12 protein-coding genes are annotated in these 11,481 nt (G+C 71.8%); 6 read left to right on the forward strand and 6 right to left on the reverse strand.

What is annotated here, in order from left to right; translation table 11 throughout:
- Positions 1–69: 69 nt before the first annotated feature.
- The 3 genes from ABZ434_RS02070 to ABZ434_RS02080 all read right to left on the reverse strand — a co-directional run bounded on the left by ABZ434_RS02070 (position 70) and on the right by ABZ434_RS02080 (position 3,935).
- Positions 70–939 (reverse strand): hypothetical protein, encoded by an 870-nt coding sequence (locus ABZ434_RS02070; RefSeq protein WP_359131386.1) that lies wholly within the window; start codon positions 937–939, stop codon positions 70–72.
- A 418-nt stretch (positions 940–1,357) separates the two neighbouring features.
- A complete protein-coding gene (locus ABZ434_RS02075) occupies positions 1,358–2,578 on the reverse strand; it encodes an acetyl-CoA C-acetyltransferase (RefSeq protein ID WP_359131387.1) in 1,221 nt (406 codons plus the stop codon).
- A gap of 301 nt (positions 2,579–2,879) precedes the next feature.
- Positions 2,880–3,935 carry an SGNH/GDSL hydrolase family protein gene (locus tag ABZ434_RS02080; protein ID WP_359131426.1) on the reverse strand — a complete coding sequence of 352 codons (1,056 nt, stop codon included), beginning with the start codon at positions 3,933–3,935 and terminating at the stop codon, positions 2,880–2,882.
- A 166-nt stretch (positions 3,936–4,101) separates the two neighbouring features.
- Between ABZ434_RS02080 and ABZ434_RS02085 the strand changes: the two genes are divergently transcribed.
- A complete protein-coding gene (locus tag ABZ434_RS02085) occupies positions 4,102–5,514 on the forward strand; it encodes a cystathionine beta-synthase (RefSeq protein ID WP_359131388.1) in 1,413 nt (470 codons plus the stop codon).
- Positions 5,515–5,791: 277 nt separating this feature from the next.
- Here the strand turns inward: ABZ434_RS02085 and ABZ434_RS02090 are convergent, their stop codons facing one another.
- On the reverse strand, positions 5,792–6,667 hold the full coding sequence (locus tag ABZ434_RS02090; RefSeq protein ID WP_359131389.1) for a helix-turn-helix transcriptional regulator: 876 nt from the start codon (positions 6,665–6,667) through the stop codon (positions 5,792–5,794).
- A 147-nt stretch (positions 6,668–6,814) separates the two neighbouring features.
- Here ABZ434_RS02090 and ABZ434_RS02095 point away from each other — a divergent pair, with 147 nt between their 5' ends.
- A complete protein-coding gene (locus tag ABZ434_RS02095; protein ID WP_359131391.1) occupies positions 6,815–7,576 on the forward strand; it encodes an SDR family oxidoreductase in 762 nt (253 codons plus the stop codon).
- Between the two features lie 15 nt (positions 7,577–7,591).
- On the opposite strand, the gene ABZ434_RS02100 is transcribed toward ABZ434_RS02095, so the two are convergent.
- Complete coding sequence (locus tag ABZ434_RS02100) at positions 7,592–8,020, reverse strand: hypothetical protein (protein ID WP_359131392.1); 429 nt, start codon at positions 8,018–8,020, stop codon at positions 7,592–7,594.
- 185 nt (positions 8,021–8,205) lie between these two features.
- Here ABZ434_RS02100 and ABZ434_RS02105 point away from each other — a divergent pair, with 185 nt between their 5' ends.
- Complete coding sequence (locus tag ABZ434_RS02105; protein ID WP_359131393.1) at positions 8,206–8,724, forward strand: SigE family RNA polymerase sigma factor; 519 nt, start codon at positions 8,206–8,208, stop codon at positions 8,722–8,724.
- A complete protein-coding gene (locus ABZ434_RS02110) occupies positions 8,717–9,397 on the forward strand; it encodes a hypothetical protein (RefSeq protein ID WP_359131394.1) in 681 nt (226 codons plus the stop codon). Before ABZ434_RS02105 ends, ABZ434_RS02110 begins: the two co-directional genes overlap by 8 nt.
- 21 nt (positions 9,398–9,418) lie before the next feature.
- Here ABZ434_RS02110 and ABZ434_RS02115 read toward each other — a convergent pair whose 3' ends face one another.
- Positions 9,419–9,799, reverse strand: a complete 381-nt coding sequence (locus ABZ434_RS02115) for a hypothetical protein (protein ID WP_359131395.1) — start codon at positions 9,797–9,799, stop codon at positions 9,419–9,421.
- 59 nt (positions 9,800–9,858) lie between these two features.
- On the opposite strand from ABZ434_RS02115, the gene ABZ434_RS02120 reads away from it, so the two are divergent.
- Together ABZ434_RS02120 and ABZ434_RS02125 are read left to right on the forward strand one after the other, a co-directional pair.
- Positions 9,859–10,305: a MarR family transcriptional regulator gene (locus tag ABZ434_RS02120; protein ID WP_359131396.1), complete on the forward strand. Its 447-nt coding sequence runs from the start codon at positions 9,859–9,861 to the stop codon at positions 10,303–10,305.
- Positions 10,306–10,463: 158 nt separating this feature from the next.
- A complete protein-coding gene (locus ABZ434_RS02125; protein ID WP_359131397.1) occupies positions 10,464–11,321 on the forward strand; it encodes a MurR/RpiR family transcriptional regulator in 858 nt (285 codons plus the stop codon).
- Positions 11,322–11,481 lie beyond the last annotated feature (160 nt).

Genomic DNA, 11,481 nt, shown 5'->3' on the forward strand with positions numbered 1-11,481 from the left:
CGGAGGGAAGCGGCAGCGGCCGGCGAGAGCCGCTGAGTCCCGGGGCGGGGCCGGAGACCGGTCCGCGGGCTAGAAGCTCGCGATGACCCGGTCGGCCAGTATGTAGACGTTGTCCTTGCCGCACGAGAACGTCAGCGCGTACGCGCCGGAGACACCGGAGCCGCCCAGGAGCACGGGGTGCTCACCGGCCCGCAGCGACGCGGCCAGCTGCTCGGCCGTCTCGCGGTGGCCGGGGGTCATGCAGAGCGTGGTGCCGTCGGCGAAGACGTACACATCGAGCGTGCCGAGCGGGCCGGGGCGGACGTCGGAGAGCTCGGTCCGGCTGTCGGCCAGCTCCTCCAGGCGGTTCACCGTGCGCTCGTGGTCGGTGACGACCGGCGTCTGCACCGGCACGAAGTCCGGGTGCGAGGGGTGACGGCGGCGCGCCGCGGCCAGCTCGGGGGAGTCCTCGGCGAACTCGGCGGTCTCCGGGAGCTCGGCCATGTCGGCCAGTTCCGTCAGCTCGGCCAGCTCCGTCAGTTCCTCGAACGCCTCGGTGGCGTCGAGGTCCATCGATTCCAGCCCGGCGAAGTCGCTCTGGCGCGGCATGAAGAACGGCGCGTCCTCACCCAGCCCGGCCAGACCGCCCAGCAGCGACGGGGCGTCGGCGGCGTCGCGCGCCTCCTGCGTGGCCCAGAAAGCCCGGGCCTCGGCGAGCTCGCGCTCCCGCTCCTCAGCCAGCGCCTCGGCGACCGCCGCGCGTATTTCCGCGGCAGGGGTGGCGTCGTTACGGCTCTGAGCGGGTACGGCAGCACTGCGGGCGCGGCCGTCGGCCAGCTCCCTCCGCAGGGCGGCTACCTGCCGACGCAGCCCGTGAGCGGCGTGCAGAGCAGCAGCGCCCACGGCCGTGGCAGCGGCGGTGGTCAGCAACAGGGCAAGAGGCATGGCGCTCACTGACATACTCCCGGTTTCAATCGATCCCCCGACTTCCTACATCAGCTTGTCCTGTACCGGCACCCTGTGTCAGTGCATTACGTCACGAATTGGACAGGTCTTTGTGCCCAGGGTTTAACCCTGGTGCGGGTGTGACCTGCGGGAATGACTCTCCCCCAGGAGATAGGTCACATCCTGGGGGAGATTCGGTCACGTTCGGGGCTCGGAACCGGCCACTTCATCGGGCCGAAGGCCCCGGAAGGCGCTGTGGGCCCGGCGGACGCCGATGGCCGGTGATCCGGCAGATCCGGAGAGTCACGAAAAATTGGGGAGCGGAGAACGGTTGCCGTCGCCTCTTCGCTCGCGTTCGCTTCGCTTCCGCTGCGGGCAGGTGCCGCCCTCGTTCCTCGGGCGACCCCTACCCTCCGCTTCAGCTCAGCTCAGCTCAGCTCAGCCGCTCGATGACCATCGCCATGCCCTGGCCGCCGCCCACGCACATCGTCTCCAGACCGAACTGCTTGTCGTGGAACTGCAGGCTGTTGATCAGCGTGCCGGTGATCCGGGCGCCGGTCATGCCGAAGGGGTGGCCGACGGCGATGGCGCCGCCGTTGACGTTGACCTTGTCCAGAGGCAGGCCCAGGTCGCGGTAGGACGGGATCACCTGGGCGGCGAACGCCTCGTTGATCTCGGCCAGGTCGATGTCGTCGATCGTCAGCCCGGCCCGCTTGAGGGCCTGCTTGCTCGCCTCGACCGGTCCGTAACCCATGATCTCGGGGGAGAGGCCGGAGACGCCCGTGGAGACGATCCGGGCCAGCGGGGTCAGGCCCAGCTCGCGCGCCTTGGTGTCGGACATGATCACGAGCGCCGCGGCACCGTCGTTGAGCGGGCAGCAGTTGGCCGCGGTGACCAGGCCGTCGGGGCGGAAGACCGGCTTCAGGCCCTGCACGCCCTCCAGGGAGACGCCCGCACGCGGACCGTCGTCCTTGGAGACCACCGTGCCGTCGGGGGTCGTCACCGGGGTGATCTCGCGCTCCCAGAAACCGTTCTTCAGGGCTTCCTCGGCGAGGTTTTGCGACCGGACGCCGAACTCGTCCATGTCCTGACGGGTGACGCCCTTGATCCGGGCCAGGTTCTCCGCCGTCTGCCCCATCGCGATGTACGCGTCCGGGACCAGGCCGTCCTCGCGCGGGTCGTGCCAGCTCGCGCCGGACTCCTCGGCGCGGGCCGCGGTGCGGGCCTCGGCGTCGGCGAAGAGGGGGTTGCGGGTGTCCGGCAGGCTGTCGGAGTTGCCCTTCGCGAAACGGGACACCATCTCGACACCGGCCGAGATGAAGACGTCGCCCTCGCCGGCCTTGATCGCGTGCAGCGCCATGCGGCTGGTCTGCAGGGAGGACGAGCAGTAGCGCGTGACCGTACAGCCGGGAAGGTGGTCCATCCCCATCTGCACGGCGATGATGCGGCCCAGGTTGTTGCCCTGCTCGCCGCCGGGGAGGCCGCAGCCGAGCATCAGGTCGTCGATGTCCTTCGGGTCCAGCTCGGGGACCTTGGCGAGGGCGGTCTGGATGATCGTGGCGGTCAGGTCGTCCGAGCGCAGGTCCTTCAGCGAACCCTTGAAGGCCCGGCCGATGGGCGAACGGGCAGCAGAGACGATCACGGCTTCGGGCATCACGCGGCTCCATGAGGGCTGGGAAGGCTGTCTGGCAGGACTGCTCTGGAAGTTACCCGGACGTACTGCTGAGGTCACCCGACATGGCGTGTGATGCGGGCCTCTTTTCTAAGCAACCGCTCAGTCCGTTGCCGGTGAGGGATGCGAGGTCCGTGCGGCGCACCCTTCGTCCGTTGCCGGTGAGGGATGCGGGGCCCGCACGGCACACCCTTCGTCCGTCGCCGGTGAAGGGCGCGAAGCCCGTGCGGCGCGCTCGCGGTGCGTCGCACGTGTGCCGTGCGGGCCCCGCACGGCACACCCGTCAGGCATGCCGCGGCGAGGTGTCCGTATCGGTGTCCGGACGCCGCTCCACCCGCGTGGAGCCACCGCCCTCCAGATGCATCTCCGGGTGCGGGTGGGGCTCCGTCGGCGCGGGCAGACGCCGCCGCCTGCGGTGCTTGAGGAGCGCCCAGGGCGCCCGCGCCCCGGTGACCTCCGTACCGGCCTCCTTGGCCGCCTGGGAGGCCGCCTTGGCCACCGGCAGCATGTCCTCGCGCCGGGCCCCGTCCAGACGGTCGGTCTCCGGCCACAGGCCGAGCACCGCGCAGAGCGTCGGCAGGAGTGCCATCGCGGCCGTCGCGTAGCCCTCCGCCGACGGGTGGTAGTTGTCCGGGCCGAACAGCTCCCGCGGGTTCGCCTCGAACTCCGGGCCCAGCAGGTCGCCCAGCGACACCGTGCGCCCGCCCTGCTCCACCGAACCGATCGTCTGCGCCGCCGCCAGCTGCCGGCTCACCCGCCGGGCCAGCCACCGCAGCGGCTGGTAGACCGGCTCGATCGTGCCCAGGTCCGGGCAGGTTCCCACGACGACCTCGGCTCCGGCCGTACGCAGCCTGCGCACCGCCGTCGTCAGGCAGCGCACCGACTGGGTGGCGGGCATCCGGTGCGTCACATCGTTCGCACCGATCATGATCACGCACACGTCCGGTGTGCGGGAGGGGTCCGCGAGCAGCAGGGAGACCTGCCGCTCCAGATCGTCCGACCGGGCGCCCGGCTGCGCGACGTTACGCAGGTCGACCGGCCGCTCCGACACCGCCGCGAGCCCCGAGGCGAGCAGCGCCCCCGGGGTCTGCCCGGCCCGGCGCACCCCCTGTCCGGCCGCCGTCGAGTCCCCGAGCAACCCGAAACGCAGCGGGTCCGCAGGGCCGGCGAACGCCACCCCGTACCGCCCGTCAGCGCTCGGCGGGACCGGCGCGGTGCCGCCTCCCACCTGCCGCTTCGCCAGCTGGACCTCCGTCAGCAGGACGCCCACCGCCGCGGCGCCCAGCAGCCCGATGCTGCCACCGCCGTACGCCGCGCCCGCCGCGATCCGCCGTGCCACCCTTGCCCTCGACACAGTCCGGTCCACCTCCTCGTTGCCGCCGTACCGCCCTACCGCCGTACACAGAGCTAACTGCCCCCAAGTGACCGTCGTTCAATCGCTTCGCCCAATCTCGTGCCCGTACGCATACTCTTGCGGCACCATCTCGGAGACCCCGGAGTACACGGTGCAATTCCACGATTCGATGATCAGTCTCGTAGGCAATACCCCGCTGGTGAGGCTGCGCAGTGTCACGGCCGGCATCCAGGCGACGGTCCTGGCCAAGGTCGAGTACTTCAACCCCGGCGGATCGGTCAAGGACCGGATCGCCCTGCGCATGATCGAGGCCGCCGAACAGAGCGGCGAGCTGCAGCCCGGCGGCACGATCGTCGAGCCGACCAGCGGCAACACGGGCGTGGGCCTGGCGATCGTCGCGCAGCAGAAGGGCTACAAGTGCATCTTCGTCTGCCCGGACAAGGTGTCCACGGACAAGATCAACGTGCTGCGCGCCTACGGTGCCGAGGTCGTCGTCTGCCCGACGGCGGTCGATCCCGAGCACCCGGACTCGTACTACAACGTCTCGGACCGGCTGGTCCGTGAGACGCCGGGAGCCTGGAAGCCCGACCAGTACTCCAACCCGAACAACCCGCGTTCCCACTACGAGACCACCGGTCCCGAGCTGTGGGAGCAGACGGAGGGGAAGATCACCCACTTCGTGGCGGGGGTCGGCACCGGCGGCACCATCAGCGGCACCGGCCGCTACCTGAAGGAGGCCAGCGGCGGCGCCGTCAAGGTCGTCGGCGCGGACCCGGAGGGCTCGGTCTACTCCGGCGGCTCCGGCCGGCCGTATCTGGTCGAGGGTGTGGGCGAGGACTTCTGGCCGTCGGCGTACGACCGGACGGTGACCGACGAGATCGTCGCCGTGTCCGACAAGGACTCCTTCCAGATGACCCGCCGGCTCGCCAAGGAGGAGGGGCTGCTGGTAGGCGGTTCCTGCGGCATGGCGGTCGTGGGCGCCCTGGAGGTCGCGAAGCGGCTCGGGCCCGACGACGTGGTCGTCGTCCTGCTGCCGGACAGCGGCCGCGGCTACCTGAGCAAGATCTTCAACGACGAGTGGATGGCGGACTACGGCTTCCTGGAGGACACCGGCCCGTCCGCCCGTGTCGCCGACGTCCTCGACTACAAGGCGGGACCGATCCCGACGCTCGTCCACATGCACCCGGAGGAGACCGTCGGCGAGGCGATCGACGTGCTGCGCGAATACGGCGTCTCGCAGATGCCGATCGTGAAGCCCGGCGCCGGCCACCCCGACGTGATGGCCGCCGAGGTCATCGGCTCGGTCGTCGAACGGGAGCTGCTGAACGCGCTCTTCGCCCAGCAGGCCTCGCTCTCCGACCCGCTGGAGAAGCACATGTCGCCGCCTCTGCCGCAGGTCGGCTCCGGTGAACCGGTCGAGGACCTGATGGCGGTGCTCGGCGGTACGGGCGCGGCCGACGCGGCGATCGTGCTGGTGGAGGGCAAGCCGAAGGGTGTCGTCAGCCGGCAGGACCTGCTGGCGTTCCTCGCCAAGGACGCGTCGGCCCCGCCCGCGCAGCCGTAGACGGGAGGCGAGGTCCGGGCCGGAACGCGCGCTTCGCGAAAACGGTACGAGCGCGTCACGTGGCCGCAGCACCCGCTTAACACGGCTCGGGCAGATTGGTCGGTGTCGGCAGGGAAACCCGCCGGCACCGAACGGCGACACGGACTACGGAGCGGCTCCCGGACCTCCACCGTCGCCCGGATGCGAGACCGGCCCTGACCCGGACCGCGTCCTTCGCGGGGACCGCCGTCGTCCCGCCCCCTGGGAAACCGGGGGTGCGGCGGTTCCCGCGACACATCTATGCGCGGAGACCACGTGCACCCTCCTCGTCCCCGTCGCCGTCCTGTGCCCGTGGCGCGGCCGCCCAGCTCGCCAGGAGGGCGATGCGCTCCGCGGTCTCCGAGCCGGGCTCCGGGGTGTAGACGACGAGGGACTGATCGGGGTCGCCGGGCACGCCGAGCGTCTCGTACGGCAACGTCAGCCCGCCCACGACCGGGTGGTCGATCCGCTTCACGCCGTACGTCTTCGCCTTCACCTGGTGGTCCGCCCACAGCCGGCGGAAGTCCTCGCTCTTCACGGACAGTTCGCCGACCAGAGTGGCGAGCTGCTTGTCGTCGGGGTGCAGCCCCGCGTCCAGCCGCAGATACGCGACCGTCTCCGCCGCCACGGCCGGCCAGTCCGGGTACAGCTCCCGCGCCGACGGTTCCAGGAACGTCTGCCGAGGCATGTTGCGCTCGGTGGCGGCCATCCGGGAGAAGCCGACGACCGCGTCCCCCAGCGCGTTCCACGCCAGTACGTCCATCCGCCGGCCCAGGAGGAAGGCGGGCGCCCGGTCGAGCGTGTCCAGGAGCAGTCGCAGCCCCGGCCGTACCCGCTGCGCGGCGGGCGCCGCCGCCTTGCGCGGCGCGGGGCGGGCGACCGTGCGCAGGTACGCGTGCTCCGTCGTATCCAGCCGGAGCACCCGGGCTATCGCGTCGAGCACGGCGTCCGAGACGCTGGGGCCGCGGCCCTGTTCCAGCCGGATGTAGTAGTCGACGCTGACCCCGGCGAGCTGGGCGACCTCCTCGCGCCGCAGCCCGGGGACGCGCCTTCTGCCGTAGGAGTTCAGCCCCACGTCCTCGGGCTGGATGCGGGCACGTCGTGAGCGGAGGAAGTCTCCGAGGTCGCCGTCCATGCCGCCGATCGTAGAAGACCGGCCGACGCCCAGCCTGGTACTGCCGGACCCAGGAAGGACGCAGCCCTGGGTAGCCGCCGCGCACTTCCGCAGAGTGGGACCAGGCCGGGGAAGCGCTCCGGCGGCATCACCTCAGGGAGTACGGACATGTCGTACGCGACGCTCGCAGGCCGCACCGCCGTCATCACCGGAGCCGCCAGCGGCATGGGGAACGCGACCGCCCGGCTGCTCGCCGCCCAAGGAGTGCGGGTGGCGCTGCTGGCCCGCCGTGCCGGGCGGCTGGAGGAGCTCGCCGCCAGGATCACCGCCGACGGCGGTCAAGCGCTCGTCGTGGTCACGGACGTCACCGACCAGGCGTCGGTCGACGCCGCCGCCGAGCGGGTGCACGAGGAGTTCGGCCCGGTGGACCTGGTGGTCAACGCCGCCGGGGTGATGCTGCCGAACCCGGTGGACGCGGGCCGCGCGGACGAGTGGCAACGGATGCTCGACACCAATGTGACGGGCGTCCTGCGCATCATCCGGGCCTTCACCGCCGACCTGGTGGCCGCCGCCGCCGGGGGCCGCACGGCCGACCTGGTCAACATCTCGTCGATCGGCGCGCACATCACGTTCCCCAACTACGCCGTGTACGGGGCCACGAAGGCGGCGCTCACCTACCTGTCGGCCTCGCTGCGCACCGAACTCGGCCCGCGCGACGTCCGCGTCACGAACATCGAGCCCGGGCTCACCGACTCCGAACTGGCCGGACACGTCGACAACGCGGAGCTCAGCGGTCAGCTGGACGGCATGTTCGACGCGCTCGGCGGGCTCTCCGGTGACGAGATCGCCGACCTGATCGCGTACACGACCAGCCGCGCACGCCACATCAACCTGCGTCAGGTGGTCGTGCTGCCGACCCGCCAGGCGTGATGCCCCTCGCTCCGTTCAGGCCTCCCAGTCGGACGTCGTCCGCCGCTCGGTCTCCCGGCGCCCGAACAGCTTCCCGCCGTGGGCAGCCTGGACGACGTTGACGCCCACGATGCCGAGCCAGGCCACGACGAGCCCCTCGATCCCCGCGTTCGCGACACCGATGGCGGACAGCGGGATCGCCAGGATCAGCGAGATGATCCCGAACCCGAAGCGTTCACCGAAGTGCCCCAGCGGGGGCTCCGGGGAGCGCGCCCCCCGGGCGACACTGATCTGCTGCTCCGCGAGGTGGCGCCGGACCCTGCGGTCGAGCGTGCCGTCGAGCCGCTGCTCGACCTTCTCCAGGAAGGAATCGACGAGCGCGGACTCGTACTCCGCCCCCAGCTCGCTGCGGGCCTGCAGGGTGGCCTTGAGCTCTTTCCTGAGCTCGGTGTCGGCTGCGTCCATGACTCCACGGTACGAAGCGGGGGCGGCCGGGTCAGTGGGGCTAACCCCCCTGTTTCTCCGGGGGCGGGCGGAGGGGAGGCCGGCGACACGCCGCCCTCGGCGAAGTCGTCCGTAACCTCCTGCCCGGCCGGAGCGTGTACCTGGAAGAAGCAGTTCTCGGGGCACGTGAGGAACGGATGGGGGCCATGACAGCGGGAACGGACGAGTTCGACGCGTTCTACGCGGCGACGGCCAAGCGTCTGGTGGCCACGGTCTACGCGATGACGGGCGACCTGGGGGCGGCGGAGGACGCCGTGCAGGAGGCATACGTACGGGCGTGGCAGCGGTGGGACAAGGTCGCCGGCGGCGGTGACCCGTTGCCCTGGGTGCGGACCGTGGCCGTGCGGCTGGCGATCAGCACCTGGCGCAGGACACGCAACCGGGTGCGGGCGCACTTCCGGCACGGTCTGCCCGCCGATGTGCCGGGGCTGTCGGAGGACCGGGTGGCACTGGTGGCCGCGCTGGCGGAGCTGACCGGCGACCAGCGACAGGTGGTGGTCCTGCACCATCTGCTGGACCTGCCGGTGGAAGAGGTGGCGCGGGAGACGGGAGTGTCGTGCGGCGCGGTACGGACCCGGCTCCATCGGGCCCGCAGGATTCTCGGCGAGCGGCTCGCCGACACCACGCTCGGTGCCGAGCGGGAGGGGAGGGTCAGTCATGGCTGAGGTCGAGGAACTCCTGGATGCCGTCGCGGTGCGGTTGCCCGCGGCCGAGGAGATCCGTGCGAGGGGGCGACGGCGGCGGAGCCGCCGCCGGATGGCCGGTGCGGCCGGCATGGCGGCGCTGGTGGCTGCCGGGGCCTGGGCGCTTCTGCCGTCCGATGTCCGGGAGCCCGACCGGGGGGCGGTCGCCACCGCGACGGACAACCCCTTCCGGAGCGACGGGGTGATCCGGATGCGACCGGCGGACGAACTTCCCGGATACCGGCGGTGGCACTGGAAGGCGGACGGGGAACCCGCGTCGGACACCGGAACGCAGGGCGGCCCGCTGCCCCAGGTGGGGCTCGACGGGGCCTGCCCCGCGTCGTTCGCCATGGCGGACGAGCCCGGTCAGAGCCGGTACAGCCTCCGGTACCGGGGTACGGACGGCGCTCTGGCCCAGCACCGGGTCGTCGAGTACGACGACACGGCGACGGCCCGCGCGCAGCTCACGGATCTGCGCTCCGCGCTGAAGGCGTGCGGTCTGAGGGCCGGGCAGCCGACCGAGGCCGAGGCCGAGGAGGGGAGCAGTGTCTGGTCCGGCACGGCGGAGAACGGCCGGACGATGCGGGTCACCGTCCGGGCCTGGAACTCCTGGGTGTCGGTCATCGAGGTCCTGGACGGCGTGGACACCGGCTGAGCCGGTGTCACCGGCCGGCCGTCAGGCACTCCTTGGGGCGCGGAGGCCGGTGCGGCGGGTCAGCCACCCGACGGAGGCGAGGTGGACGCCCGCCGCGAGGGCCCCGCCGACGGCCATGCCGGGGATCCCCTTGCTGATGCCGATGTAGGCGTCGCCCAGTTGCGCGGCGCCGGCCACCGCGAGGACCGGTACGAGCCCGCGACGCTCCCCCCGGAGCAGGCATGCCAGCGCGGCGGCGAGCGGGACGGCGCGGACCGCGTACGCCTCGGCGTAGACCTGGAGTCCCGCCGTCGGCTCCGTACCGGGCGGGAGCAGGAGCGTGGGGCGCACCACCCCGATCACGGCCGCGGCCGCCGAAGCGGCTGCCATGGCCGCGTTGAGAACGATCAAGGTACGTCGCATCTCGTCACCTCGTGAATCATTAACTCTCTGAATGATTGCCCGATGATATGGTGCGAAGCGTGAAGGATGTCAAGCGGGAAAAGCTGACCGACACCGTGAGCTTCCGGCTGGGCACGCTCGGCGCGATCACCGCCGAGGCGTACGCCGAGCGGATCGCCGTCCACGGGCTCAAGCCCAAGCACGCCGGGCTGATGGCTCTGCTGGCCAGTGGTGCGGCGGCGTCGCAACAGGAGATCGCCCGCACCATGCGCGTGACGCCCAGCCTGGTGGTCGGCCTCGCCGATCACCTGGAGGAGCTCGGAGCCGTCGGCCGGGAGCGCGACCCCGGCGACCGCCGCCGCCAGATCCTCACCCTCACGGCACGGGGCCGTGAACTGCTCGACCTCTGCACGTCGACGGCGAACGCCATCGACGAGGAGCTCACGGCCGGCCTCGACGACGCGTTCAGGGACGGGTTGCGCCAGGCCCTCGCGGTACTGGCCGTGCGGGCCGGGCTGCCCGGCTAGGGCGTTCCGTCCGGAGCGTGCCGGGCTCGGTCCGGCCTGATCCGTACGAGGCCCCAGGGCCGCAGGGGCGCTCTGCATATGGACATTCAGACGGCTTGCTGACTGAATGGATTCGCCGGGGCCGTGCGTCGGCGCGACGGATCTACCAAGGGGACAGGATGAGCGGGAGCAGCCCGGCCGCGCGTGTGCAGCAGCTGTTCGAGGGGCGCAGACTCACGCCCACGCAGCGGCGCATCGCGCATTCGATGGTGCGCAGGGCCGGTGACGCCCCGTTCCTCTCCAGCGTCGAACTGGCCGAACTGGCCGGGGTCAGCCAGCCCTCCGTCACCCGGTTCGCCGTCGCCCTCGGCTTCGACGGTTATCCCGCGCTGCGCAAGCACCTGCGCGAGGTCGCCGCGGCCGGGTCCGGGGAGGACGGCGGGGAGGACGCCGGTGAGGACAGGTACAACGAGTACCAGCAGGCGGTGCTGGGCGAGATCGAGAACCTGCGCCACCTCGCCGAGCTGCTCGCCGACCCGGGACCCGTCGAACGGGCCGGCCGGCTGCTCGCCGCCTCCCGGCCCCTGCTGGTGCTCGGGTTGCGCGCTGCCTCCTCGCAGGCCCGGGGCTTCGGGTACTTCGCCGCCAAGGTGCATCCCGACGTCCGGGTGCTGGACGAGAGCGGAAGCATGCTGCACGACCGGATCGACGCGGCCCGGCGGGCCGGTGCGAGCGCGCTGATCTGCTTCGCGCTGCCGCGTCACCCCCGCGAGGTCGTGGACGCCCTCGCCTACGCGCGGGACCAGGGGCTGGCCGTGGTGTCGGTGGCGGACTCCGCCTTCGCGCCGGTGGCCGCGCACAGCGATCTGCTGATCCCCGCCGCCGTCGGAACGGGGCTCGCCTTCGACACCGCCTGCGCGCCGATGCTGTTGGGGCGGGTGTTGCTGGAAGCCATGTGCGACGACCTGCCCGAAGCGCAGGCGAGGCTGGAGGAGTTCGACGCACGGGCGGCGGCGCGGGGGCTGTTCGTCGAGTGAGCGCGTGCGGGCCCCCTTGGTGGGGGGTTCCGTCCTCAATCGCCGGACGGGCTTTGGTGCGGGTGCCCCGCGGGGCGCTGTTGTCCGGTGGGTGGGGGTGGTGCCCCTCCGGGCAGACTCCTCAAAAATGGCGTGTGCACCCGACGACGCAGTGGTGCCC

This window comes from Streptomyces sp. NPDC005761, assembly GCF_040630635.1.
Classification (GTDB): Bacteria; Actinomycetota; Actinomycetes; order Streptomycetales; family Streptomycetaceae; genus Streptomyces.

Bases quoted from the DNA above. Each gene is read 5' to 3' on its own strand.
- ABZ434_RS02115 (WP_359131395.1), bottom strand. From the start codon at position 9,799: ATGCGACGTACCTTGATCGTTCTCAACGCGGCCATGGCAGCCGCTTCG.
- ABZ434_RS02105 (WP_359131393.1), top strand. From the start codon at position 8,206: ATGACAGCGGGAACGGACGAGTTCGACGCGTTCTACGCGGCGACGGCC.
- ABZ434_RS02100 (WP_359131392.1), bottom strand. From the start codon at position 8,020: ATGGACGCAGCCGACACCGAGCTCAGGAAAGAGCTCAAGGCCACCCTG.
- ABZ434_RS02110 (WP_359131394.1), top strand. From the start codon at position 8,717: ATGGCTGAGGTCGAGGAACTCCTGGATGCCGTCGCGGTGCGGTTGCCC.
- ABZ434_RS02095 (WP_359131391.1), top strand. From the start codon at position 6,815: ATGTCGTACGCGACGCTCGCAGGCCGCACCGCCGTCATCACCGGAGCC.
- ABZ434_RS02090 (WP_359131389.1), bottom strand. From the start codon at position 6,667: ATGGACGGCGACCTCGGAGACTTCCTCCGCTCACGACGTGCCCGCATC.
- ABZ434_RS02070 (WP_359131386.1), bottom strand. From the start codon at position 939: ATGTCAGTGAGCGCCATGCCTCTTGCCCTGTTGCTGACCACCGCCGCT.
- ABZ434_RS02125 (WP_359131397.1), top strand. From the start codon at position 10,464: ATGAGCGGGAGCAGCCCGGCCGCGCGTGTGCAGCAGCTGTTCGAGGGG.
- ABZ434_RS02075 (WP_359131387.1), bottom strand. From the start codon at position 2,578: ATGCCCGAAGCCGTGATCGTCTCTGCTGCCCGTTCGCCCATCGGCCGG.